The 26,227-nt window shown below is 35.3% G+C and carries 26 protein-coding genes and 1 other RNA gene; 16 read left to right on the forward strand and 11 right to left on the reverse strand.

The features are described 5' to 3' along the window. Window positions 1-60 precede the first annotated feature (60 nt). On the forward strand, window positions 61-564 hold the full coding sequence (locus tag AC6UDA_RS03650) for a cell wall elongation regulator TseB-like domain-containing protein (RefSeq protein WP_500693735.1): 504 nt from the start codon (window positions 61-63) through the stop codon (window positions 562-564). 26 nt (window positions 565-590) lie between these two features. After that, window positions 591-1,295, forward strand: a complete 705-nt coding sequence (locus tag AC6UDA_RS03655; RefSeq protein ID WP_500707105.1) for a DnaD domain-containing protein — start codon at window positions 591-593, stop codon at window positions 1,293-1,295. A gap of 165 nt (window positions 1,296-1,460) precedes the next feature. Here AC6UDA_RS03655 and AC6UDA_RS03660 read toward each other — a convergent pair whose 3' ends face one another. Together AC6UDA_RS03660 and recU are read right to left on the reverse strand one after the other, a co-directional pair. Then, complete coding sequence (locus tag AC6UDA_RS03660; protein WP_500710974.1) at window positions 1,461-3,767, reverse strand: PBP1A family penicillin-binding protein; 2,307 nt, start codon at window positions 3,765-3,767, stop codon at window positions 1,461-1,463. A 12-nt stretch (window positions 3,768-3,779) separates the two neighbouring features. After that, the gene (recU, locus tag AC6UDA_RS03665) at window positions 3,780-4,406 is read right to left on the reverse strand and encodes a Holliday junction resolvase RecU (RefSeq protein ID WP_500693738.1); all 627 of its coding nucleotides are present in this window, start codon (window positions 4,404-4,406) and stop codon (window positions 3,780-3,782) included. A 107-nt stretch (window positions 4,407-4,513) separates the two neighbouring features. On the opposite strand from recU, the gene AC6UDA_RS03670 reads away from it, so the two are divergent. The 5 genes from AC6UDA_RS03670 (at window position 4,514) to AC6UDA_RS03690 (ending at window position 8,288) form a co-directional block, all read left to right on the forward strand. Beyond that, window positions 4,514-5,077: an SLOG family protein gene (locus AC6UDA_RS03670; protein ID WP_500693739.1), complete on the forward strand. Its 564-nt coding sequence runs from the start codon at window positions 4,514-4,516 to the stop codon at window positions 5,075-5,077. Between the two features lie 54 nt (window positions 5,078-5,131). Continuing rightward, the gene (gene gpsB, locus AC6UDA_RS03675; RefSeq protein ID WP_500710976.1) at window positions 5,132-5,569 is read left to right on the forward strand and encodes a cell division regulator GpsB; all 438 of its coding nucleotides are present in this window, start codon (window positions 5,132-5,134) and stop codon (window positions 5,567-5,569) included. Window positions 5,570-5,581: 12 nt separating this feature from the next. After that, an RNA gene (gene rnpB, locus AC6UDA_RS03680) (RNase P RNA component class B) lies at window positions 5,582-5,958 on the forward strand. Between the two features lie 68 nt (window positions 5,959-6,026). Then, on the forward strand, window positions 6,027-7,175 hold the full coding sequence (locus AC6UDA_RS03685; RefSeq protein ID WP_500710978.1) for a THUMP domain-containing class I SAM-dependent RNA methyltransferase: 1,149 nt from the start codon (window positions 6,027-6,029) through the stop codon (window positions 7,173-7,175). Then, complete coding sequence (locus AC6UDA_RS03690) at window positions 7,176-8,288, forward strand: NAD(P)/FAD-dependent oxidoreductase (RefSeq protein WP_500710982.1); 1,113 nt, start codon at window positions 7,176-7,178, stop codon at window positions 8,286-8,288. Here the strand turns inward: AC6UDA_RS03690 and AC6UDA_RS03695 are convergent. Further along, window positions 8,285-8,689, reverse strand: a complete 405-nt coding sequence (locus AC6UDA_RS03695; RefSeq protein ID WP_500695657.1) for a reverse transcriptase-like protein — start codon at window positions 8,687-8,689, stop codon at window positions 8,285-8,287. The genes AC6UDA_RS03690 and AC6UDA_RS03695 overlap by 4 nt on opposite strands. 40 nt (window positions 8,690-8,729) lie before the next feature. On the opposite strand from AC6UDA_RS03695, the gene AC6UDA_RS03700 reads away from it, so the two are divergent. The 7 genes from AC6UDA_RS03700 to AC6UDA_RS03730 are packed head-to-tail and all read left to right on the forward strand — an operon-like array spanning window position 8,730 to window position 16,339. Further along, entirely contained in the window at window positions 8,730-9,125 is a 396-nt protein-coding gene (locus AC6UDA_RS03700; RefSeq protein WP_500695656.1) for an EbsA family protein, read from the forward strand. A gap of 11 nt (window positions 9,126-9,136) precedes the next feature. After that, on the forward strand, window positions 9,137-10,795 hold the full coding sequence (locus AC6UDA_RS03705) for a formate--tetrahydrofolate ligase (RefSeq protein ID WP_500710985.1): 1,659 nt from the start codon (window positions 9,137-9,139) through the stop codon (window positions 10,793-10,795). Further along, complete coding sequence (gene lspA / locus AC6UDA_RS03710) at window positions 10,770-11,273, forward strand: signal peptidase II (protein ID WP_500710987.1); 504 nt, start codon at window positions 10,770-10,772, stop codon at window positions 11,271-11,273. The genes AC6UDA_RS03705 and lspA overlap by 26 nt, the downstream gene beginning before the upstream one ends. Continuing rightward, entirely contained in the window at window positions 11,263-12,180 is a 918-nt protein-coding gene (locus AC6UDA_RS03715) for an RluA family pseudouridine synthase (RefSeq protein WP_500693747.1), read from the forward strand. Before lspA ends, AC6UDA_RS03715 begins: the two co-directional genes overlap by 11 nt. Window positions 12,181-12,192: 12 nt before the next feature. Then, on the forward strand, window positions 12,193-12,729 hold the full coding sequence (gene pyrR, locus AC6UDA_RS03720; RefSeq protein WP_500693748.1) for a bifunctional pyr operon transcriptional regulator/uracil phosphoribosyltransferase PyrR: 537 nt from the start codon (window positions 12,193-12,195) through the stop codon (window positions 12,727-12,729). A 12-nt stretch (window positions 12,730-12,741) separates the two neighbouring features. Then, the gene (locus AC6UDA_RS03725; RefSeq protein WP_500693749.1) at window positions 12,742-13,815 is read left to right on the forward strand and encodes a carbamoyl phosphate synthase small subunit; all 1,074 of its coding nucleotides are present in this window, start codon (window positions 12,742-12,744) and stop codon (window positions 13,813-13,815) included. 4 nt (window positions 13,816-13,819) lie between these two features. Further along, the gene (locus tag AC6UDA_RS03730; RefSeq protein ID WP_500710989.1) at window positions 13,820-16,339 is read left to right on the forward strand and encodes a carbamoyl phosphate synthase preATP-grasp domain-containing protein; all 2,520 of its coding nucleotides are present in this window, start codon (window positions 13,820-13,822) and stop codon (window positions 16,337-16,339) included. Between the two features lie 12 nt (window positions 16,340-16,351). Here AC6UDA_RS03730 and AC6UDA_RS03735 read toward each other — a convergent pair whose 3' ends face one another. Beyond that, entirely contained in the window at window positions 16,352-18,088 is a 1,737-nt protein-coding gene (locus AC6UDA_RS03735; RefSeq protein ID WP_500710991.1) for an Rqc2 family fibronectin-binding protein, read from the reverse strand. 125 nt (window positions 18,089-18,213) lie between these two features. Between AC6UDA_RS03735 and AC6UDA_RS03740 the strand changes: the two genes are divergently transcribed. Continuing rightward, window positions 18,214-18,633: a MarR family winged helix-turn-helix transcriptional regulator gene (locus AC6UDA_RS03740; protein WP_500693752.1), complete on the forward strand. Its 420-nt coding sequence runs from the start codon at window positions 18,214-18,216 to the stop codon at window positions 18,631-18,633. Window positions 18,634-18,647: 14 nt separating this feature from the next. Beyond that, on the forward strand, window positions 18,648-19,511 hold the full coding sequence (locus AC6UDA_RS03745) for a DegV family protein (protein WP_500695648.1): 864 nt from the start codon (window positions 18,648-18,650) through the stop codon (window positions 19,509-19,511). A gap of 308 nt (window positions 19,512-19,819) precedes the next feature. Here AC6UDA_RS03745 and AC6UDA_RS03750 read toward each other — a convergent pair whose 3' ends face one another. The 7 genes from AC6UDA_RS03750 to AC6UDA_RS03780 all read right to left on the reverse strand — a co-directional run bounded on the left by AC6UDA_RS03750 (window position 19,820) and on the right by AC6UDA_RS03780 (window position 26,207). Continuing rightward, window positions 19,820-20,134: a hypothetical protein gene (locus AC6UDA_RS03750; RefSeq protein WP_500696687.1), complete on the reverse strand. Its 315-nt coding sequence runs from the start codon at window positions 20,132-20,134 to the stop codon at window positions 19,820-19,822. Between the two features lie 375 nt (window positions 20,135-20,509). After that, entirely contained in the window at window positions 20,510-21,643 is a 1,134-nt protein-coding gene (solA, locus tag AC6UDA_RS03755; RefSeq protein ID WP_500710993.1) for an N-methyl-L-tryptophan oxidase, read from the reverse strand. Between the two features lie 403 nt (window positions 21,644-22,046). Next, window positions 22,047-23,000, reverse strand: coding sequence for a Dyp-type peroxidase (locus tag AC6UDA_RS03760; RefSeq protein ID WP_500699471.1), 954 nt, complete (start codon window positions 22,998-23,000; stop codon window positions 22,047-22,049). A gap of 140 nt (window positions 23,001-23,140) precedes the next feature. Then, window positions 23,141-23,668, reverse strand: coding sequence for a peptide-methionine (S)-S-oxide reductase MsrA (gene msrA, locus AC6UDA_RS03765; protein WP_500695645.1), 528 nt, complete (start codon window positions 23,666-23,668; stop codon window positions 23,141-23,143). 30 nt (window positions 23,669-23,698) lie between these two features. Continuing rightward, window positions 23,699-24,136, reverse strand: coding sequence for a peptide-methionine (R)-S-oxide reductase MsrB (gene msrB, locus AC6UDA_RS03770; RefSeq protein ID WP_500693758.1), 438 nt, complete (start codon window positions 24,134-24,136; stop codon window positions 23,699-23,701). A gap of 108 nt (window positions 24,137-24,244) precedes the next feature. Then, entirely contained in the window at window positions 24,245-25,183 is a 939-nt protein-coding gene (locus tag AC6UDA_RS03775) for a manganese-dependent inorganic pyrophosphatase (RefSeq protein ID WP_500710997.1), read from the reverse strand. Beyond that, entirely contained in the window at window positions 25,176-26,207 is a 1,032-nt protein-coding gene (locus AC6UDA_RS03780) for a LysR family transcriptional regulator (protein ID WP_500695642.1), read from the reverse strand. The genes AC6UDA_RS03775 and AC6UDA_RS03780 overlap by 8 nt, the downstream gene beginning before the upstream one ends. Window positions 26,208-26,227 lie beyond the last annotated feature (20 nt).

Here is a 26,227-nt window from a genome sequence, read left to right on the forward strand (position 1 = left end):
TTAAACAAGGAAAGTTTGCTATAATGATGCATGTAAAAGCTAAATAAAAGAGGAATTTTCATGTACAGAGAACAATTAAAACGAAAAAGGACTCATCGGATTCGATGGATAACTGTTGCGGTGATCGTTCTAATCATTCTGGGTGTTATTATTTTCTTTCATGTTGCTAAAGCACCCCAATTACGCGCTCGTTCTCATGTCACTACGGTAGCAGAAAATAGTGCTGGATTTCATGATATTAATCATTTCTACTCGTCTAATTTAAATAAGACATACTATTCAGTTGGTGGTTATAATAAACAGAATCAGTATGCGTATGCCATCTTACCTAAGAACGGGAAAAGTATGCAGGTCGTTACCCAAAAGAGTGGGATTACACAACAGGAAGCAGAAAAGACGGCTCAAAAAATTGGGAAAGCCTCTAAGATTATTAACACCGGACTTGGGATTTATCAGGATCAGCCAGCCTGGGTGGTTTCCTATTTAAATCAGAACAATCGAATGAATTATGTCACGGTAAATTATAAGACGGGCAAGATTGTGCAAACAATTAAGAATTTGTAATGATGAATTATTGAAGGAGGAATAAAATGAGTGAAAATTTAGAGCGCTATTTAGAAAGTGGTTCAATTAGCGTTTCTGGTTTTTTATTGCAGCATTTCTCTGAGTTGGGGATGACCCCAACTGAATTAGTGGTCTTCTTGGAGTTAGTACTAGCTCGTTCTAAAGGGGATTTGTTTCCAAGTGCTACTGAGTTGTCGAAAGCAACTGGTTTAAAAGAAGACGATATTTATAATTTATTACATCAATTAGTTACTAAAAAGATTATCAACATTTCTAGTACGAAGTCTGGGAAGGACGAATATAAGTTTGATCTTTTAAATCATAAAATGGACAAGTTGCTTGATTCTACATCGTTAGTAAACACTAATAATCATGCTCAAAAAGAGCGTAACAAACAAAGTAATGATATTAAGGAACGAAAAGGATTATTTAAAAAAATTCAAGAGGAATTTGGTCGGCCATTATCTTCAATCGAGTTGGAAACAATCAATCAATGGCTTGAACAAGATCATTACTCACCAAAGATTATTGGATTAGCCCTCAAAGAGGCGGTTCTAAGTCAGGTTTATAGTTTGAAGTATATGGATCGAATTCTTTTGAATTGGCAGCATCGCAACATTAAAACCGCTGCACAAGTTCAGGAAGCCAATGAACAGCGACAGAGAAATTTAAACAGTGATCAACCAAGAAAACCAAAACAAAATATTCCGATTTTTAAAATTAATCAATGATGCATGGATGTAAAAGATCTATGCATTTTTTTTGTGGTTAAATGATTAAAATTCAGGTGAAAAGTTAAAAGTTACTTTAACTTAATTAAAAAAACAAAACAACAACAAAAAAGACCCAAGCCACATAAATCATAAAGTGGATGAGTCTTAAAGAGAATATTCAATTTATTGATTTGGAGTAGAAGTGCTTGATGATTGACTATTATTAGAAGCAGGAGTGCTCTGATTATTGTTATCTTGATTATTTGATGATTCAGAAGATGATTGATCATTAGGTTTGCTCGATTCAGATGGCTCTTCAACCTTAGAACTAGACCCCGATGACGTCTGACTTGAACTAGAATTATCGTCAGATGATGAACTGTTGGAGTCTTTTGAACTTGATGAATTTGAGACAACTGAACGATTCTTGGATGCTTGTCCAGATTGACTAGCATTATTAGCTGAAACCGCGGTTCCCATGTGGCCTTCGATATAGTATTCGTTTACGCCATCTCGTTTGGTTTCAATCACATTATCCGGCTTCTGCCAATCAATATTAGGTTTATTAGCAGATGCCTGTGACATTACTTCTTTGTAGTAGGTTTGAGCAATTCGTGTTTGTGGCTCGGAAATATAGTTTCCAGGTTTAAACTGGTGGTCATATCCGGTCCAAATAGAAAGTGAGAAATTCTTCGTGTACCCACTAAACCATGAATCCATTGATGATTGGTCAGGCACTTTCTTAATCCAATCGTCTGGATATTGAGTAGTACCAGTTTTACCAGCTTGATAAAGTCCAGGGATCTTAGCAGCAGTTCCAGAACCATTAGGGGAAGTCATGACGCCTTTGAGCATGTCATTTATCATAAAAGCAGTATCTGGTGACATGGCTCGATGCCCCTTAGGGCTGTATTGCTTTTCAACTCCGTTGACATTAACTACTTTATTGATTAAATATGGTTTGTAATACGTCCCACCATTTGCAAATGCAGCATACGCAGCCGCTTCCTGCTCTGATGAGATATAGGCACCAATTCCGTTTTGTAGTTCAAGTGGTTTATTAAATGTCATTCCTAATCCAGCTAAAAAGTCTTGTGATCGTTGGATTCCAACCTGTTGAAGGGTTCTGATCGCAGGAATATTACGTGATTCAACAAGTGCTTTTCGCATCGTGATGGTACCTTCGTGCTTATTGTCAAAGTCTTGAAGTTCTTTATTTGTTCCGGGATACGTGAAGGGCGTGTCTTGAACAGCTTGATAAGTTGGCCATTTTAAGTATTCAATTGCTGGTCCATAGTCCATTAGTGGTTTCATAGTTGATCCACTTGAACGATCGGTTTGAATTGCACGATTTAATCCAAAGGCAATTTTTTGTTTTCTTGATCCAAGCATCGAAACCACTTTACCGTTATTGGAATTTACCATCGTGGCACCAATTTGGAAGTTATTGTTAGGAAATTGAATAGGTGAGTTGGGATCGTTGGCCAGTTTATACATTTGTTTTTGAGTGTCCATATTCAAATTTGTATAAACCTTATTTCCAGCATTTAATTTGTATCCCTTTTTGTCTAGTTCTTGAACAACTTGTTGGATATAGGCATCGGCATACTTCTCATTTTTTGCGTATGGAGACGAATTTGAATTGTGTTGTTTAACCAGACCATCTTGAATACTGGTCTTTTCAGCTTCACTAGCTTGCTCCTTAGAAATCACTTTATTGTTAGCCATTGCTTCTAGAACTTGATTTCTTCGTTCAGTTGCTAACTTAGGATTTGTATAAGGATTATATTGAACAGGAGCTTGAGGTAAACCAGCCAAAAAAGCCGTTTGTGGGAGGTTAATCTTCTTTAATGGTTTATTGAAATAATAATCGGAAGCAGTTTGCATTCCGTAAGCATTATTACCCATGTAAACCTTGTTGATATAAAACTCTAAAATTTGTTGTTTACTATAATCATGGTCGACTTTGACCGCTAACCAGGCTTCTTGAGCCTTGCGTTTTAGCGTTTGGTCCGAGGCCTTAGTCGAAAAGACTGATAATTTGACTAATTGTTGGGTAAGGGTACTGCCACCTTGTAAACCACCTTGGCCACGAAGATTTGAAAAGGCTGCTTCAACAATTCTGGCCGGATCAACCCCATGATCCTTATAAAAATGACGATCTTCAATTGAAATAATCGCATTTTTTAGGTTATCAGGAATCTGATCTTGTTTCACGTAGTCCCGATTTTGGGCACCTAAACGTGAAATTATCTTACCACTTGAATCATATATCGTCGTTGAATTATCACTAGAGAGGGTATTATAAGATATCTTTGGAGCACTAGCTGCATAGTAAGTAAAAAGCCCTGCTCCACAAATAAGTATGGCAACGATTACTGCCAAAATCCATAAAATGATTTTTTTCCAAAGCTTCATCTTTTTCTTTCGTGGTTGCTGATGGTGCTTAAACCTTTGTACCCTAGAAATATTTTCATCTGAATCAGCCATTAGACTTCTCCTTTACATATTGTTCTTATTATCGATAATTTGATCAACCGCTCTGAGGTATGGAATCAAGGGTTGAAGATGGTACTTAATTTGGTACGCATTCTCCTGAAGCTCTATTTTTGAAATTGACTTTCTTCCGCCCTGATTTTGTCGGTCCCAATAATAGAATAGATTCGGTCCTTCAAGCACAAAAAGTTCATTACTTTTAACAAATTTTATCATTGCAAAGGTGATCCCACCTAATTTGGTGCATTTTTTCATGTGTTCAATTTGATGTTTATGAAAGTTACTAAGAGGAAAAGAAGTGGTACTAGTAGTTTCTTTAGCATCAAAATCAATATATTTGCCCCGATAAATACCATTATAGTCAGTTGTAGAAGCATGCTGGAAATATGCCTCCTTAATAACGGCTGCACTACGTTTGGGGTAATCAACATTTACAATTTGAACTGGAGTAGGTTTTTTATGAACCACTGCAATATCCCTTTCCAAATAATATTTGTTGCTTTCATTTAATTCAGCTTCAAGGGACATCCCCCGATCACCGTACTTAATGGTAGATTTATTTTTTTTAATGATAAGTTTACTTGATTTACTGGTACTTCGATAGGAATTACCGTTAGGATAATGGAAATTCATTGTATAACCTCAATTCATTTATTAAAAATGATCATGTTATCATATACGTAGTATATTATAGCAATTGTAGGTAACTTGGAGAAATAATTATTGAAAGGTGGATAGAAATGAGCCGCGTTTGGGTATCAGGGTACCGGAGTTATGAATTAGGAATCTTTCAAAATGATGATCCTAAGTTAAAAATTATTAAGCAAGCTTTGTTTGATCAACTTTCACAGTTAATTGAAAATGGATGTGACTGGATTATCACCGGCGGACAGCTCGGGATTGAACAATGGACAGCCGATGTTTCTAAGAAACTTCAAAAAAAGTATCCACATGAATTTCAATTAGCAGTAATGTTACCATTTAAAAAATTTGGGTCAAACTGGAATGAAGATAATCAAGCAAAATTAAATCAAGCAGTTTCTAAAGCTGATTTTTCAAATTCAGTAAGTGATCATCCGTATGATTCACCTAAACAACTAAAAAATTATCAACGATTTATGCTCACGCATACAGACCAATCATTATTAGTGTATGATCCAGAAAATGAAGGTAAAACTAAGTATGACTATCAAGCTATTCACCAGTTTCAAAAAAATCATGCATATCCGATGCAATTGATCGATTTTGATCAGTTACAAGATCTTGCTGATGATTATCAAAGACAGTTAAATGATGACTTTTAGTTTTATTTCTGATAGAATAGAATTATGCGGAAATGATTGGTGAGGTGTGCATTAATGGAAAATATTAATTTTACTCCAAAACAAATTCTACAAAAGGAATTTAAGCAAAAAATGCGGGGTTACGATCCTGCTGAAGTTGATACTTTCTTGGATAGTATCATTAAGGACTATGAGACTTTTCAACGTGAGATTGATCAGTTAGATCAGGAAAATCAAGATCTAAAGTTAAAAGTTGACGAATTATCTCGTCAAGTATCAATGGGATCGAGCACACAAAGTACTCAACGTCCTATCGAACGTTCAAGTGCTCCACAACGGGCACCAGAAGAAACAACTGCTGAGCCAACTAAATCTGAGGAAGCATCAAAGAATACTGCTTCAAGTCAGCCGGCTCAAGGTCAGAATCCTACTGACATGGATATCTTAAAACGGTTATCCAGCTTAGAGCGTCGTGTATACGGCGAGGATTCAGATAAATCTAATAGGTTTTAAAGACTTGGTGCAGGTCCTGAGTAATCGCGGTCAACAATTGTTGGCTGAGGAAAGTCCACTCTCGCACAAGCTGAGATGCTTGTAGTGTTCGTGCTCGGTGAAAAAATAAGCCGAGGGATCATTGATTTGATTACGGCGAAAGAAAGAACTAAGGCAATTGCTATGCTCTAGTATTTCATAAAGTGCCACAGAAACGACTAATTTGAGAAATCAAATTATTGGAACGCAGTAAACCCCGCGAGCGGGAAACCCAAACTTTGGTAGGGGAGCTTCACACACGGAAATTGAACCAAGTGTGGGGGAAGAACAATTTGTTCTTGAGATAGATGATTACTACTTAACCACTTTTTCCTGAAGTTGTGGTTAAGCACAAAACATGGCTTATAGGGGCCTGCACCATTTTTCAGGTTGAGTGGGATCTTCCCACTCTTTTTTTATATAAAAGGGAATGAATAAAATGAAAAAATTTAATTTAATGGCAACTTGTTCTGCTGGTTTAGAAGGCTTAGTAAGAGATGAGTTGCGGGAATTGGGATACGATCCAGAAGTTAAGAACGGAATGGTTCTTTTTACTGGAACGATTACTGACATTATTAAGGCTAATTTATGGTTAAGAACTGCAGACCGAATTAAAATTATTGTGGGTCGTTTTAAAGCGACAACTTTCGACGAGTTGTTTGAGAATACTAAGAGGTTGGATTGGGAAGACCTGATCCCGATGGATGGAAAGTTTCCAGTCGAGGGACGTTCACAAAAATCAGTTCTTCATAGTGTTCCGGACATTCAAGCCATTACTAAAAAAGCAATCGTTGAAAAGATAAGTAAATTTTATCATCGCCGCACCAGATTACCTGAATCAGGGGCACTATATCCACTTGAAGTTCGGGTTAATAAAGACGAAGTTATGGATACACTAGACACTACTGGCTCTAGTTTGTTTAAACGTGGATACCGAGTTGCAAAGGGTGAAGCCCCATTAAAAGAAAATATGGCCGCAGCTCTAATTATTTTAACAAATTGGCATCCCAAACAAATGCCATTTCTGGATCCAATGTGTGGGTCGGGGACCATCCCAATTGAAGCGGCTTTAATTGCTAGAAATATTGCACCAGGTTATAATCGTGAGTTCGTATTTGAACACTGGGATTGGGTGGATCCAGAACTTGTAAAGAAAGTGCGTGCCGATGCAGATTCAAAAGCTGATTATGACACTGAGTTTGATATCATGGCCTCTGATGTTAATGAACAAATGATTAATTATGCCAAAGTGAACGCTGAGGAAGCTGGTTTACTTCATGACATTCAGTTTAAACAAGTGGCCGTCCAAGACTTTCATACCGATAAACAAGATGGGGTTTTAGTTACTAATCCGCCATATGGTCAAAGAATGGGTAATACTAAAGAAGCAGCTCAGCTTTATCATGACATGGGAAAGGTGTTTATTCCTATGAAAACTTGGTCTAAGTATTACTTAACCAGTGATTTAAATTTTGAAAAAGAATATGGCAAAAAAGCCACTAAACGACGTAAATTGTACAATGGACGAATCAGAACGGATTATTTCCAATACTGGGCTGAGCAAACTTTTAACAAGAAGGACAAGTAATTGAAAAGAAAAATTGCGATTATTGGTGGTGGAATAGTTGGTTCCACCCTTGCATATTACCTAAGTCAACTTCCAAATGCTGATGAACGAGAGGTAACGATGTTTGACGATAGTTATGGGCAAGCAACCAAAGCTGCTTCAGGAATCGTATCACCATGGTTGTCGAAACGTAGAAATAAACAATGGTATAACTTAGCAAAGGCTGGAGCTAAGTTGATTCCTAAAATTGCTGATCAAACTCAAATGAATTCAGCAACTTTTAATAGTAGTGGGACCATCATTACAAGACAAGATAATAACGATTTAGATGACCTCTATGCTTTAGCTAAAAGAAGGGCTCAAACAACTCCTGAGATGGGAAACATAATGAGGTTAGATAAAAAAGAAGTGCAAAATAAAATTCCCATTCTTACGATTACTCACCCAGGAATTTTTGTTTCCGGAGGTAGTCGGATTAATGGGAATCTCTTCTGCAAGCATTTAGTTGCAATCGCCCAAAAACGAAATTTGACTCTTTATAAGGGCAGAGTGATACTTACTAGTGACCATACCATTAGTTTTAAAGATCAACTATTAAGTTTCGATCAAATTGTCATAGCTACCGGTGCTTGGGTAAAAGAAACACTTGCTCCTCTTAACATTAAAGTAAAAGTCAGACCTCAAAAAGGACAACTGGTAGAATTAAAAGTATCTGATATTCCAGCTCATGAGAACATGCCGGTGATGATGCCAGAAGGAGAATATGACTTTATTCCGCTTGGACACGGAAAATTGATTATTGGAGCTACTCACGACGATGAAAAGGGCTTTGATTTAAAAGAGGAACCAAAGGTTAATGATGAATTGCTTAATTCAGCCAAAAAATTAATTCCTACCTTGGATTATTCTGATATTATTGGTAGTAGAGTGGGAACGAGAGCTTATACAGATGACTTTGCTCCCTTCTTTGGTTCAGTCCCCAATTACAAAAAATTGTTGATCGGTAGTGGTCTTGGATCGTCGGGTCTAACTACTGGACCAATGATTGGAAAATTATTATCGGATTATATCGTTTTTGGCACTACTAAAGACTGGTATATGTACGAAAAACCAATCTCTAACTACGTTAATTAATTAGAATGAAGAGCTTGAAAAGCTAATTCGTGAGCACCTAGATTTTGAGTGTCTGGAATCCATTTAGTTAACACCATTGCGAAATGATTTTGTAATTTAACGATTTCATCAACGTATTTTTGATAATGTTTGGCGTATTGTTTATTAAGACTGTCGCTTAAAATGGAACTGTCAGTGTAGTACAGGACAGTAATATCACTTGGATGCTTGTTAATACTATTTAAATGATCACAAAGCTCTCTTAGGGCAGTGAGGCATGCTTTGAATTCACCAATATGATTATTCTTTGCTTTACATTGCTTTTTAATTTGAATTTGTTGTTTCTGATGAAGAATTAAAATTCCAATTCCACATTGATTACTTTTAGGTTTAATAGCTGCATCAGAATATAATTTATACATTAATAAATTACTCCATTCGTTTAATAAAGAGGTTTAGACTATGATAACTCAAAAGAGAAAATTTTTGTATCAACCAAATATCACTACTAGTATTATCTGCTGGAGTTGGACGTTTATTGTTTTGCTAATTGGGGTGATCATTTGGTTAGAAATAACTCACTTTCAAGAAATTACATTAGGTTTTTTTATTGTTTTTATCCTACTATCATGGATTCAAATTCATTTTAGAAAGTTAATCTTATCAAATAAGACATTAACAGTGCGGAGCGTGTTTCATCCCAAGGGGATTCAAATGAATATTAAGGACATTATTGATATTCATTCCAAAAAATTTCAATTATCTTTCAACTATAAGAATAAAAACTATAATTTTATACTTCCCAACAATTCTATCATCGAATTAAAAGAAGCTTTTAGCACTGAAGTAAAAAAATAGAGGGTGTATGAATGAAAACTGACATTGAAATATCACAGGAAAGTCAATTGGATCCGATTCAAGATATCGCAAGTAAACTTTCGATTCCCCAAAACGAAGTTGATCCATATGGAAAGTACATGGCAAAAATATCAGGTAATACTCGTGATCGACATACTAAAAAGAAACTGATTTTAGTAACTGCTATTAATCCCACTCCGGCTGGAGAAGGGAAATCCACTGTATTAATTGGTCTTGGCGATGCGTTAAATCAACTAAATAAAAAAGTTGCCATTGCTTTGCGGGAACCTTCTATGGGTCCTGTGATGGGAATGAAAGGTGGAGCAGCAGGAGGCGGATTTGCTCAAGTTGAACCAATGGTGAACATTAATCTTAATTTTACGGGAGATATTCATGCTTTAACTTCTGCTAATAATACTCTAGCGGCACTGATCGACAATTCGATTCAACAGGGAAATCCTTTACATTTAGATCCACGTAAAATTCAGTGGCACCGAGCAATGGATGTTAACGATCGTGAACTAAGAAATATGGTCATTGGACTAGGTGGATCTAAGTCCGGCGTTCCTAGAGAAGAGCATTTCGAAATCACAGCTGCAAGTGAATTAATGGCCATTTTGTGTCTATCAACTGATTTAAATGATTTAAAAGAACGTATTAAGAATATTTTAATTGGATACACTTATGATAATGAACCAGTTTTTGTTTCAAATCTGGGGGTTGAAAGTGCTTTAACAATTATTTTAAAAGATGCGATTAATCCTAATCTAGTTCAGACGTTAGAACATACCCCAGCGTTTGTTCACGGAGGACCGTTTGCTAATTTAGCTATGGGGTGTAACAGTGTTCAAGCTACTAATGTGGCTCTTAAAGTTGCTGATTATACGTTAACTGAAGCAGGATTTGGTTCTGATCTAGGTGGTGAGAAATTCATGGATTTGGTAGCACCACACTTAAATGCAGATCCGAGTGCAGTCGTTATGGTTGCATCAATTCGTGCTCTAAAGTTCAATGGTGGGATTAGTAAAGAAAACTTAGCTATACCAAACGTTAAAGCATTAAAATCTGGAGTAAAAAATCTTGATCATCATATTAAGGCAATGAAATCCTTTAACAAACCAATTATCGTCGCCATTAATCAGTTTACTGATGATTCCCCTGAAGAAATTAAGTGGTTAAGTGATCATTTAAGAAAACAAGACGTTGAATTTGGTATTAGTAAGTCATTTCTTGAGGGTGGTAAGGGTTCAATTGACCTTGCTCAAAAATTAATCAAACTTGTTGAGAATAATGCATCCATTAAGCGAATTTACAATGATGAAGATTCCTTGATTGATAAAATTAATATGGTCGCTAAAAAGATTTATGGAGCAAAGGACGTTGTCCTTTCTGGGAAAGCCATGAAGCAATTAAAGGGCATTGAAAAAAATGGATGGGATAAACTACCGATCTGTATTTCTAAAACTCAATATTCTTTATCAGATAACCCCAAAAAATTAGGCGATCCAAGTGGGTTTACTTTGCATATTACTGAATTATTGCCGAAACTAGGAGCAGGATACATTGTGGCGATGGCTGGAAAAGTAATCACTATGCCGGGATTGCCTAAGCATCCAGCTGCAGCAGAAATGGATATTGATAAAAATGAAAAAATCACTGGATTATTCTAAAAAACAAATCTTGGCATGGATATGTTTTGCACTAATGTTTTTTATTCTCCTGATTTTTGATCAAATTTCGAAATGGTGGATTCGGATTAACATTCCACTTGGAAAAGAAATTCCATTCGTTCCTGGAGTTATATCATTGACTAATATTAATAACACAGGTGCTGCTTGGAGTTTTCTTGCTGGGAAATCTGTCATCTTTGAATTCATCGCCACTGGAGCTGTTTTGGTTTTTATGATATTTATTTACATCGAAAGATATCATATCGGATACTTGTTTGGTTTAATATTGATGTTGGTTGGAACGATTGGTAATTTGCTAGATCGGTTGTTTCTAGGAGCAGTTACCGATATGATTCAATTAGATTTTATAAATTTTCCAATTTTTAATATAGCTGACTCCTGTGTAACGATTGGTGTGATCATCCTGTTCTTAGTTATCGTATTAGCAAAACCTGAGAGTGAGAAAAATGCAAAATAGAGAATTTAGAGCTGATAATGAAAACGAGCGACTTGATAAATTGGTTTCGGATCACTATGAAGATTTAAGTCGTAGTCGTGCAAATGAATTGATCAAGGATCATTTAATTTTAGTTAATGGTGATACTAAAAAGCCAAAATACAAATCCCAAAATAATGACCTCATTCAAATTTCTATCCCTGAGCCTAAGCAAATGAATTTAGTACCAGAAAACATTAAGCTGGATATTATTTATGAAGATGATCAGGTAATTGTGGTCAACAAACCACAAGGTATGGTAGTCCATCCAGCTCCCGGTCATCCTGATCATACGTTAGTTAACGCGCTGTTATATCATACAAAATTATCTTCTATTAATGGAACAGTCAGACCAGGAATTGTTCATCGCATCGATAAGGATACTTCTGGATTGTTGATGGTAGCTAAGACCGATATTGCTCATAGATCATTGTCCAAACAACTAAGGGAAAAAACTAATCGCAGAAAGTATTTAGCGTTGGTTCATGGTAATATTAATGAAGAACGCGGTACCATTGATGCTCCGATTGGTAGATCTTTTAAAGACCGCAAGAAACAGGCAGTAATTCCCGGCGGAAGGAATGCCATCACTCATTTCCACGTTCTTGAACGGTTTGGTGGGAAATATACTTTAGTGGAATGTCAGTTAGAAACCGGAAGAACTCATCAAATTAGAGTCCATATGAAATATATTGGTCATCCACTCGTTGGCGATCCACTTTATGGACCTAAAAATACCATTAAAGGGAAAGGACAGTTTTTACATGCTGCTGAACTGGGATTTAAACATCCAGTTACACATGAAGAACTCAATTTTAAAGTTCCAGCACCACCAATTTTTCAAAAAACAATCGATCAATTAAGAAAACAGTATTCTGATATCAGTTAAGGAGTGACATTTATGGCAAAAGAGAAAGTTGTAGTTGATGGCATGGCCATGCAACGTGCTTTGACACGAATCACTTATGAAATTATTGAGAAAAATAAAGGTATCAACGACTTAGTTTTAGTTGGTATTAAGACTCGTGGAGTTTATTTGGCAAGAAGAATTGCTAAACGCTTGGAAAAACTTGAAAATGCTAAAATTCCGGTTGTGGAACTAGATGTAACCAAATATCGTGATGACTTAAAGAACCGAAAAACAAAGCCTAATCCAACTAATAATGATGGGGTAGACATTAATAATAAAAATGTAATCCTAGTTGATGATGTGTTATACACTGGCCGGACTGTCCGGGCAGCATTAGGAGCAATCAATGAAATGGGAAGACCGAAGAGAATTGGTTTAGCTGTATTAGTTGATCGTGGTCATCGTGAACTACCAATTCGGGCTGATTTTGTTGGGAAAAATATTCCTAGTTCAAAGGACGAAAAAGTTAATGTCTTGGTTTCAGAAATTGATGATCGTGATTCTGTCGAAATCGTTTCTAACAAGTAAGGGACCTTCATTATGACTAAAAGATATTTAATCCTAAATGATGGCACTTCATTTGTGGGAAAATCGATGGGGGCTGAATCAACCGTAACGGGCGAGATTGTTATGAATACGAATCTTAATGGCTACCAGGAATCAATCACAGATCCAATTTATCACAATCAAATCGTGGCATTCACACAGCCTTCAGTTGGAAATATCGGAATCAATCGAAAAAACTATGAGTCTATTTTGACATCAGCTAAGGGTGTGGTTGTTCATCATAGTGAGGATATTTCAACTAGTTACTTAAAAAATATATCTTTAGATACATTTCTTAAGCAACGTAATATTCCGGGGATAACTGCAATTGATACTCGTTATCTTTTGAAATACATTATGGCACATGATATTTCAAAAGCGAGTCTCGTTGATGTTAATGATGAACATGCATTTGATCAGTTAAATGCAGCCGTTTTAAGTAATCAGCAGATTCAACAGGTTGCCACACCCAAACCTTATTTGGTCCCTGGGAACGGCAAAACCGTTGCGGTACTTGATTTTGGCTTAAAAGAAGGGATTATTCGTCAATTATCTCAAAGGAATTGCAATGTAATTGTGCTTCCCTTTGACACTTCATACCAAGAAATCATTGATCTTGACCCAGAAGGAATTATTTTATCAACAGGGCCTGGATCTCCGCACGAAATTGATGAAAGTGTTTTAAAGACGATTGCTAAATTAGAACAGGCACTTCCAGTTTTTGGTATGGGATTAGGGCATGAATTGTTAGCTATGGCTAATGGAGCCAGTGTTTATCGAATGAGACTTGGACACCATGGAAGCAATCATCCCATTCAAAAAATTATTACTAATCAAATTATTTATGCTAATCAAGCTCAGGATTATGCCGTAGATCCAAATTCTATCGACACATCAAAACTAATTGTGACATACATAGACTTAATCAATGGAACAGTTCAGGGAATTAGGCACCGTGACTATCCAAGTTTCTCAGTTCAATTTTCTCCGGATGGGTCTAGTGGTCCAACTGACAGTATTGACTTATTTGATGAATTTCTAGAAAGTATTACAGCTCATGGGAGATAGCCTAATGAAAGACGATATCAAAAAAATACTAATAATCGGAGCAGGACCATCTGGAATTGGTCAAGAATGTGAGCTTGATTCCGCTGCATTTCAAGCACTAAAGGTTTGGAAGAAACTTGGGATTACTACTTTTCTTTTGGATAATAATCCATATTCAGTAATATTACAGGAAATGAATCCTGATAATGTTTCCATTAAACCTGTTAATACTGAAAATGCTAAACATGTTATTGAAACAGAGAACATTGATGCAGTTACCTCAGTTTTCGGCGGAGTTAATGCACTAAAGGTTATTCAACGCTTAAATAAAAATGGAATATTAAAAGAAAATAATGTAAAAATTATTGGTTTAAATGATGATAATATTGATCTGTTTAACAATGAAAATCGATTGAATCAAAGATTAAAAGAATATGGGATTCCCACCCCTGATTATTATATTGTTGATAATTTTGATGATTTAAGGAATGTAATTGATAAAATTTCATTTCCAATTTCTGTTAGACCGTTAGATCCTAAAGTTCGACAACAACGGTTGATTTTTCAAAACATGGAACAAATAACTAACGATGCTGATACCATCTTTGAGGAGTCAAAGTCTAGTAAATGCCTAATTGAACGGGAAATTGTCGGCTACAAAGAAGTTGGAACGGTTTCACTGCGTGATACAATGGGGACAAAATTGATGGTATCTTCTTTAGAAGATATGAATCCAGTCGGAGTGAACTCAAATGATTCGGTCGTTTATACCCCGGCACAAACTTTAAGTGATACCCAGATTCAAATGATGCGATCAATTTCATTTCAGGTCATGGACGTTTTGGGAATCAAGGGCGTTTGTCATGTACAATTTGCTCTGAATACTGAAACAAATGATTGTTTTGTTCTAAAGGTAAATCCTAGTTTTAACATGAGTACTACCTTAGCAGCAAGATCAACGGGATATCCAATTGCCTTAGTTACCTCACAATTATTATTAAATTATCCAATTACTAAAATTAAGTTACCAGCACGTTTTCATAAATTTACGACGGTGCTTCAACCAATCAGTGATCATATCACGGTAAAAATCCCCATCTGGCCGTTTGAGCAATTACCTGATGCTGATTCACGACTTGGAACTAAAACCAAATCCATTGGATCAGTAATTGGGGTAGGTCGTAGTTGCGAAGCCGCTTTGTTAAAGGCCATTAGAAGTTCGCAATCGAGTCCAAAAGATGTTTTGCCAAGTTATTCTGAACTTTCCGAAGATGAACTAATTTCACAATTAATTCACCCAACCGATATCCAACTCCCAATTCTATTTGAAGCCCTCTCACGTCATTATAGTATTGAAGATTTACAAGAATTGACCAAAATTGATCAATTTTTCTTTGTGATCATGGCAAATATTGATAAGAGTCGATCGTATATTTTTAAACACCAAAATGACGCTAAAGCTTTCAGGTTAGCTCATGAAATGGGATTTGGTGATGGAATGTTGTCATCCATTTGGCATATAGATATCAATCAACTTCGTCAAAAGGATTCTTATAAAACCTATAAAATGATCGAACCAACGGCTGGAGAATTTCCCGAAAAAATTAATTCCTTTTATGCTAGTTATGAAATTGACAACGAATCTAATCAAATCGGGAATAACACCGCACTAGTAATTGGAAAGGGTAGAAATAAAATTGGCCCCAATATTGCTTCTGATTTCTATACTAGTGAAATATTAATTCAACTTAAAAAGATTGGATTTGACACTGTAATTTTAAATAATAATCCTAATTCTGCCTCCTTAGCGCCAATGATGAGTGACAAGCAGTACATTGAACCAATTCAACTGGGAGAAATTTTAGACGTCATTCAAACTGAGAAACCCCAATACGTCTTTCTGCCGGGTAATCGTCACTTCCTAATTCGTGAACTTAGCAAGTATCATGATTTCAAGTTGGTGGTTTTACCACCAAATCAAAAAGATGCAGTTTGGTATGGATCTCATGTTGATTTTGCGTTTGATTTATTAGTAACGGAGAACAAAATAGTTCCAATTTCAACCGTGGGGTTTAAATCCGGTGATGGAAACGATGACGATATCAGTCTTCAAACAGATTATTATGTTCCTTATGGTAAAGATGTTTTGAATGTGGAAGGGCTAGTTGAACGAGCTAAGGTAGCGGTGAAAAATCAAAGTCTTCATGGACTAGTTCAGGTTCTTTTTTACAGGGATCAAGACAAGATTAAAATTACTGGTGTGAGACCACTTCGAATTACCGAGACCGTTCTTTTAAATATGTCCACTGGAATTAACTGGATTGGAGTGCTGGTCAGGATGGCAACCGGACATTTAAATATTGATAAAATTGTAAATACCGTTCCCAAAATTGATTCTTCAACACACTTTACGGTGATGCAGGCTTCTTTCCCATTTAAGCAACTTGGAGTGTACGATTATCAAAAAGACCGATCACTCGAGTCAGGGGCTAAATTATCAATAGGTCATACTATTAACGAAGCAACCAACAAGTTATTGAAGTAAAAAAACAAGATACTAATTAGTATCTTGTTTTTTACTATTCTCTCTTAAATGTTTAACAATTGCTTCCGTTGGCGTTACGTAAATCGTATTTTGCCCCCGATAGGTAACAAAACCGGGTTTCCCTCCATTGGGCTTTTTTACAGCTTTTACTTTAACGTAATCAACTGGCACGTTGGCAGATGCTCGTGCTTTGGAAAAATAAGCAGCCAGTTCAGCAGCTTGAAGAATTGTTTGTTCAGTTGGATTGAAAGATCTAATTATTACATGAGATCCGTGGATATTTTGGACATGAAGCCAAGTATCACGTTTATCTGCTGTCCGAAGGGTAAGTTGATCATTTTGTAAATTATTTTTACCAACCAAAATTATCTCACCATCATCTGAGACAAACTTTTCAGGTTTGCTAACTTTAGTTTTATGATGTTTACTGTTACCTTTTTTTGACTTCCTAATGTATCCACCATTTTTTAATTCTGTCTTAATGTCATCTAAATCACGTGGATCCGCGATTTCAATTTGGGATTCAATACTCTCAAAATAATCAATTTCATCCTGACATTCCTTGATTTGCTTAACTACATATTCCTTTGCATTGCGCTTTTTATCGTATTTTTTAAAGTATTTTTGAGCATTTTCAGAAGCTGAGAGGGAAGGATCTAGTGAGATAATGATCTCCTTATTATTATTGTAAAAATTGGGTAGTTTAATCTCTTTAGATCCAACTTTAACTTGATTTAAATAAGTCATTAAAATCTCACCTTTAACCCGTAGGTCATCTGCATGCTCAGATTCTTCTAAGGTATTTTGTAATTTTTTAAGCTTTTTCCGATTCTTTTTTAATTCATTTTTGGTAATTCGAATTAATTGTGACCCTTGTTCTCGAACTCGCTCACGTTGAACCTTAGTTTGGTAATATTCATCTAACATTTCGCTTAAAGTTTTAAATCTTTTATCCGGCTGAATGCCGATATACTGAAATGCTGAAAATTGTAATTTTCCCTTCATATCATCTCCAATAATAGGTTCTGGATTTTCGAAATGATTAAAAAATTTCCAATATTTTTGTTTTAAAGTTGATCCAGATACATGAAGGGCACTTGCGAGCGCATAGGACGTATCAGGCCCAAGTCCTTGAAGATATTTACGTAATTGAGTAGCAAATACATCTACATTTGGAAACTCACGATTGATTTTTTCAATTTGTGTAAATTCTTTTTCGTTAACTTGAAATGGATCAATCAGATCTTGTTTTGGGGGTTGAATATATTTAGATCCTGGAAGAATGGTTCGATATCGATTTTGAGCAGATGAAATTCTTCTAACTGAATCAATTATTGATGAATCTTTAGCTTGAACTAAAATGATGTTACTATGACGTGCCATTACTTCAATGACAAGGACTAATTCCTCAATATCACCTAATTCATTCCTTGTATTAAAATGAATGTGAATAATCCGATCATTGTTTACTTGATGAATTTTGCTAATAAAACTTCCACTTAAATGTTTTCTTAACGTCATTGCAAAGTTAGTTGGAACTTTCGGATTTGTAAAAGGGACGTTTGTAATTTGTACTCGAGCGTATGAGGGATTCGCTGATAATAATAACTGATAATTATTATGATTAGAACGAATAGTTAAAATAATTTCATTAGGGTAGGGCTCGTTTATTTTTGAAACACGTCCGTTTAGTAATTTGTTATTTAATTCATGACTCATTGCATGTGTAAATGATCCGTCAAATGACATATATAACACTCCTTTTGGCTTCATTGTCCAGTATAACTTATATTGTTGAGTGGTAGCACATAAATATTAAATCCATAATCTTGTATTAGGCAATTAATGGTATAATATTTTACGGAGGAATATCAATGAAAAATAGTTTAACTGCTCTTAGAGTTGTTGGAAAAATGCATCAACAACAGCTCCAAGCTCTTACCAAAAAATCAAATCTTACTATTTCAGAATGGCAATTGTTAATTGCCATTGATGATGGCTATACGACCCAAGAATCGCTTTCTAAGTCAATGAAATTAGATACATCAACTTTATCGCGACAATTGAAACGATTAGTTGTAAAAGAAATGATTCAAAAGAAAGCCATTGGGCAGGATAAACGCCAGTTAATATACAGTATTACTGATAAGGGTAAGAAGGCATGTCATCAAATTAGTAATGACTACGAAGATCTTTCCACACAAATTTTTAATCAGTGGACTGATGAAGAAAAGAATCTTTTAAAGATTCTCCTCAATCGATTAGAAACAAGTATGAAGAAAATCCGTAAATAGGTTAGGTGAAAGAAATGAAGACAGCGATTGTTACTGATAGTACATCGTATTTATCTAAGGAAGATATCAAAAAATATAATGTTCATATTATTCCAATCTCCGTAATCTTCAACGGTAAAAGTTACCGCGAAGGAATTGACATTACAAATAAGGAATTCTACCAAAAGCTTAAAGAGTCACCCAAATTACCGACGACTTCACAGCCGCCAATTGGAGCACTAATTGAAGAATATAATAAATTAGCTGACGATGGTTATGATGCAGTGATTAGTATTCATTTAGCTTCAACCATTTCTGGCATGTATCAAGCAGTTTGTAATGTAGCCAAAATGATGGATAACATCAAAATTTATCCTTTTAATTCTGGAATTACTGTTGATCCAATGGCTGCTTTAGTGAAATATGCAGCTAATTTAGCACAAAATAATGTTCCTCCAGAAGAAATTATTCAAAAACTTAAACTTCTTCGGTCAACCATTGATGAGTTAATTGTTGTCGATGATTTAGATAACCTAGTGAAGGGCGGGCGTTTATCAAATGCAACAGCGTTTGTAGGTGGACTATTAAACATAAAGCCCATTTTAACTTTTGATAACCAAACTGATGAGATCGTAGCATTTGATAAGGTTCGTTCTAAGAAAAAGGCACTTAAACGTGTTGAAGATTTATTTTCTCAAGCAGTATCAAAAGCCAATTATCCAATTGAAGTTGCTGTAATTGATGCCAATAACCCTAAAGAAGCTGATGTTTGGCAGAAATCCATTCAAGAAAAATATCCAAATATGAAAGTTACCCGCGGATCATTCGGACCAGCAATTGGAACCCATTTAGGTAGCGGAGCTCTTGCATTAGGATGGATCAAAGATATTAATAGATAAAATAAGTTTGAAATTAAAGAACACCAAAAATGGTGTTCTTTTTAATATATATTTATAGAGGGAAACACTTAATTATTTATTCTTTTTCTAGTTTACATAATATATATTATACGAAGTAGACTTAATATTAATAAAAGATCAATTCATACTTATTTTAGATTATCATCATTTGTATAACTTTAAATTGATTTTGCAACTTCATCATTTGGATTCACAATAATTTGATCTGACTGTAGATTCATCTACTTTTAAAAGTTTTCGCGAGTAATTCTTGATCGTTACTATCGTTTCCAAACGCAATCTAGTTTCTAATAGTTGCTATCGGTTATAATTCTTAATGTACTGAATTTGTTAATATTTTGAGCTGTCAGATCAATATTCTTTTCGCCAAAATGACGTATTTTGTTTAATGAATACTGTATTTTATCAATTAAGTCACTATTTATGTCCAATAAAATGATTTTAACGGCTTTTTTGATTGATGAGATAGCTACATTTTCAGCTAATTGATTTGAGTCTAGTTGCTTAAATATTGGATTTAAAGCGCTTACTTTATCACTGTAATTCCAATTATCATCAATTATGTAATTTAAATCGTATTTTTTAATGATATTTTTAGTCAATTGTATATCACAATTACTAATGGGTTTTATTGAATAAGTATGACCATTTCTTGATACAAGAGCCCCATTGCACCTATTAATGTCTTATTTTTAAATGTTGGTACGCTTGAAATTAGATATCTGATTGGCCTGGTTGAATCAAAGATAATTTCATTACGTTTTGCTAGTTGTTTAATTGCATTTACAATTTCTGAATTTATTTCAACACCATTAAAGCTCAACGTTCGGTCAACATCAAAGTCTTATTTAAATAGTTTCTATACTCAATGATACGCTAATAATGAGTGCTTTTAAATAACCTTCATTATTGGCTTGCTTTCAAAAAAATAACAACAGCATTTGTTGTTATTTCATCGATTAAATTTTTGATTATTTTCAGTGGTTAAACCGGTCTAATCTAAATGGTTCTAAGTTATAAGGATTTGATTTTCCAAGATCTTGATCACTTAATAGTTTACCAAGTACACTGGCAAATTTGAATCCGTGTCCACTTAATCCAGTTACAATTTGAATCTTATTCATGGATGGAATCCGGTCAATAATAAAATCACCGTCAGGAGAAAGATCATACGAACATGTACCACCATGGTCAATACCATCAGTCCCTGTCAAATGATGCTTTAGTAATGGATCGATTTCATCTAAATCTTCAGAATAATCGCCAAAATTGCCCCTTTCTTTTCTATTTTTAATCTTTTGACCACCCTGGTGACGTCCAATTTTAATGGTGCCATTACTTCCTGGGAAACCGTAATACTGAATAGCATTTGCAAGTTCTACCGTAAAAGCTGGGAACCCTTCATTTTCATTTAAACCGTTATCGGCGACGTTAAACCATGCAAATACCTTTCTTGTTGGCGTGATTGGTAAATTTGGCAATAGTTGTTTGACCCAGGTTCCTGCTGATAAAATGACATTTTTGGCATAAAAAGTATGATCTTGTGTTTTAATCTCAACAATTCCATTGTCTTGCTGATCAATCTTTCTAACAAAACTATCAAAGCTTTGGGTAACGCCATTATTTTTAGCACCTTCGATATATGTTTTAATAATTTCCTCTGATTCTAAATACCCTGCACCTGGCTCTAAAATCCCTTCGTATTGATCGTTAAAATTCCAGTTATGCCATTGATCGTGAATTTCAGTTGAAGTATAAGGAACAATATCAATATCGTAGTCATTGGCAGACGCTTTGATATTATTTAAAAATGCTGAATCTTTTGGCCCAACGGTCAGAACGCCAGTTTTATGGAAAAGACGTTTGCCCGTCTGTTTCTGGAGTTTATCCCATAATCTTTGAGCTTCTAGTAGTAGCGGGATATACTTCTCTCCCTCACCATAGGCATGCCGGATAATTCTAGTCTGCCCGTGATGTGATCCTAGTGTATGTGGGGGTTTAGCAATATCTAGCTCTAAAATATTGCTATTATTTTGACTGGCGTAATATCCTGCCGCCGAACCAACTGATCCTGTTCCAATGATTGCTAAATCAAAAATATTATCAGACATATTATGCCTCCGTTGTTTTATTATATTAAAAGAAAATACAAAAAAGCTCTTGAAACAAAAGTTTCAAGAGCTTGGACGAATAAACGCGGTACCACCGAGCCTTGATTGTCAGTTTTCTGCCAATCCTCAGTAACATTGCTAATTATATCTAGAATAAATTAAGCAGTGTATAGCGCTCTAATGGACGCCATCCAAATATGACTTGTAAATAACTTGTCTATATATGCTCCAAGACCATTTTCCTAAATGCCAATATGCAAACATCTCAGCGTCGCTTGCTCTCTGTATCATGGTTGGTTCAGTACTCATCTTTTCTTAGCATTTTCTTTAGACAGTACATTATGCTTAACCAACGTTTTTGTCAATGATAATTAATCAATAATTTTTAAAAATTTACTGATGACTAATTCAAATCCCCATCAGCAATTTTTTCAAGCATTGGTCTTGAAGGGATGAAAAAAGTTTGACCAGTTAATAAGGTTGAGAACGTTAACAAGAAATCATCTTCATCAACCATCTGTTGAAGCATGCCCTTAATAACGTGCCAGTATCGTGAATACGCAATAAAGTAAGTTCCTGTATCATTGTTAGCAGGATCAGAATAAGGAACATTCATCCTGACAATTTTTTGTTCAACTCCATCAACGGATGTGTTTGAAGTTACATTATGGGCATTTTTAAATTTTTCTTCATCCGGTAATTCTAAGTCAGAAAATTTTTCTCTCCCAATGGCTTTATCTTGAGTAGTAGTATCTAGGTGATTCCAATAATCCATGTTATGGTGCCATTTTTGTGCAAAAGCATATGAACCATTGATAAATTCAGGATCTTCATCACCAATAAGCGCGTATGGAGCAACATCTTCAACTTGTGGAACTTCAGTCCCATCAATGAAACCGATGATAGCTCTTCCCTCTAAATATCTAAAACCATGAGTTTCGTTCACTACTTTAGTAAAATCTCTTAAAAAGAGCATGAATTGAGTAGTAACTTCGTATACAACGGCTTCAGTATTAGCACGAATATGAAGAAAGATGTCTCCTTCAGACGATGGCATCGAATAGTTTGGACCTTTAACACCAGTAAAATCTTCTAATTCTTTAGGTTTATTAGCCTTCGGAAACAAGTAGTCCCAAGCTTTACTACTAAAGCCAATGGCAACTCGAAGGTTTGCTTTAGGTTCTCTAATTCTCATTGATCTAATAATAGATTGTGAACGATCAGCAAAATCTTGGATTCCTTCTTGAGCCGCCTTTTGATCTTTTCTAGTTAGCTCTAAAGTGGCAAATTCAACGTTTTCACCAGTATCTTTCCAAACGTCTTGCGATTTATTTGGTCTTATCTTTTCTTCAGTCATTATAATACCTCCCAGAATATACTCAGTATTAATATGAGATTAGAATCACTTTATTACTAATCTCATACCACTTTTATTTTACTACATATAACTAGTCATTAAAAAAGAATGTCAAATTGGCATTCTTTTTGTTAACTTATTTACTTCTTCCAATGATCATCAATGAATTTTTTCCGTCCGCCACTTTCTTCGATGGCGTATCGAAGTGGATTCTTCTTGTAGAAGTCTTGATGGTAATCCTCAGCTGGATAAAACGGTTGAGCGTCTTCAATTTTCGTTACAATTGGTTCATCAAACTCGCCACTATTTTCTAATTCTTTCTTAGATTCTTCAGCAATTTTACGTTGTTCGGGACTATTCACGTAAATTACGGGACGATAAGAATCACCACGATCTTGGAATTGCCCCATTGCGTCGGTTGGGTCAGTTTGATGCCAATAGATTTCAACTAATTTTTTATATGAAATGATGCTCGGATCAAAAGTAATTTTAACTGCTTCTGTGTGACCGGTAGTACCTGAAGCAACTTGCTCATAAGTTGGATTTGGGACATGACCACCTGTGTATCCAGATACAACGGAGATAATTCCTGGCATCTGATCAAATGGTTGGACCATGCACCAGAAACAACCACCGGCAAAAATTGCTGTTTCTTTTTTATCATTCATTAATAAAGACCTCTATTTCAGTTATTTGTATTATTCAACAAACTTTTTGTATTTGCCATACCCTTCTTCGTCCATCTTATCATAAGGGATGAACTTAAGAGCGGCAGAATTAATACAGTAACGTAAACCACCCTTATCTTGCGGTCCATCTGGAAAAACATGTCCTAGATGGGACTTAGAGTCTGCGCCACGAACTTCTTGTCTAATCATACCAAAAGAAGTATCAGTATCATTCTTTAATTCGTCTTCACTAATTGGTTTAGTAAATGATGGCCAGCCACAACCAGCGTCATACTTATCAGCAGAACTAAATAATGGCTTACCATTTACAACATCAACATAGATTCCCTTTTTATAAAAATCATCATATTTGCCAGTAAATGCAGGTTCAGTTCCAGCATTTTGAGTTACGTTGTACTGCTCAGGTGTTAAGCGGTTTCTCAAATCATCTTTATTATTTTCAGCCATAATATAAACCTCCTATTTGTTTCTATATTTAATTTATATCTTATCCAATTAAATAGCAAACAATTTGTTTTAAACCAAAAAATCCACAATTAAGTGGATTTTTTATAACTATTCTTTTTCTAATGCATCAGTTAATGGGGGGACAACTTGCTTCTTTCGAGAAACGACTCCAGGCAAATTCATAATGTCATCATCATTGAATTTGTTATCAAAAGCTTGTTCGACCACACTCTTTGGTTCCCCAACAACAATTAGTTCTGAATTACTATCAAGAATATTGGTTACAAGCACTAAGAATAAATCATAGTCCTTATCCTTAGATTCGGCCTTCATAGCTTTCTTAATATCATCAGCACGTTTGGTAATATCGTCTAAATCAACAACGTTAATTTGGTCGATCCTGACATTTTTACCACCTAATGTAAATGACTTAGCATCTCCGTCAATAAGCTGTTGGTCAGTTTTTGCGTCAACGTTAGTCCCGGCCTTAAGCATTTTAACTCCATAATCTTCATAATCATCGATTCCGGCAATGTCCGCTAAAGCTTTGAGTGCATCGCGATCAAAATCAGTAGTAGTCGGTGATTTTAACAATAAAGTGTCAGAGATAATAGCTGACAACATTAAACCGGCTAATTTCTTGGGAATTTTAATACCCTCTTCTGAAAACATCTTAGTAATAATTGTACTGCAGCATCCATAAGGTGCAGCACGATAATACAAAGGTGCAGCAGTGTTAAAACCATTAATTCGGTGATGATCAACAACATCAGTTACAGTTAATTGATCAATATCGCTTACACTTTGTTGAGGTTCGTTGTGGTCGACTAGCATTACTTTATCAACTTCAGGTTTTGCACGTTCAATCACACGTGGTGCTTTAGTATCAAAGTAATCAAGCACATACTTAGTTTCAGCATTGGGATTACCTAAAGCGACTGCTTCTACATCATACCCGTCTTGTTTCTTCAAATATGCGAGTGCCATTGCAGCCACAATTGCATCCGTATCCGGTACTTTATGTCCAAAAACTAGTTCTTTACTCATGATTCTCTCTCCTCTTTTTCCATATTTCCAAGAGTCTCTGACGATCTCTAACTTCTATATTAATACTACTTAAGTATACATCTTTAGCCTGCTCATATTCTCCTACAAAACCACTAAATTCGTCAAATAATTTATTTAACCGCGGAATACCATCTTTAGTATCACGATAGACGGCAACGGCTTGAAGAGAAAAATCAGGAATAATATCAGTATAATAAGTATTCTTTTGAGCCATTTTAGTTCGATCACGTGTCATCATAAAGGTCTTCGGCAGAATGGTATTTAACCCAGATGATAAAGCAAATTCTATGATTTGCACTGGTCTTGTAAAACATGCTTCCATTTTTGGCATTTCATAGCGCTTGGCGCTGTAAATGTTCTTTAAAAATTGATTAAAGTAATAACCATTGGGGAAACCTACCATTGGTCCAACAACTTTTTTAAGATTGATTTTACTTCCAATTTTACTTTTATCATGATGAACATAGCACAAAGTATCGTGAGTAATCGGTTTAATGGCCATTCCCTTCCAATTATGCAATTTCTCGTTTGGTAGGTACATAATGGCTAAATCAATTCTTCCACTTTCAAGATCAGAGATTAATGTTTGTTGAGTCAACATGTACATTTCAATTCGCAAATCTGGATTCTTTTCATAGAAATATAGGGCAAAATTTTCAAATATTTCATCTTCAATTGCAGAAAGAATTCCAACCTTAATTGTTCCACGGATTGAGCTTGAATATGATTCAATTTCATCAGTAGCATTATCAAGGATTCCATATACTTCCTCGGTAGCATTTTTTAAAGTATAACCCGCATCAGTTAAATGAATTTGTTTACCAACAGAATAAAATAAGTTAGCATGGAGCTTATTTTCTAATTTTTTAATTTGTTGGGATAGTGCAGGCTGTGTAATTCCTAAAATACCCGCAGCTTTTGTATAGTTCAGCGATTCAGATAATTGTAAGAAATATACCAAAGCCTTGGATGAAAATAATGATTCCCTCTTAGATTCTCTCAAAACTAATACCTCGCACTAAC

It is taken from the genome of Fructilactobacillus sp. X8R4C1 (assembly GCF_059900905.1).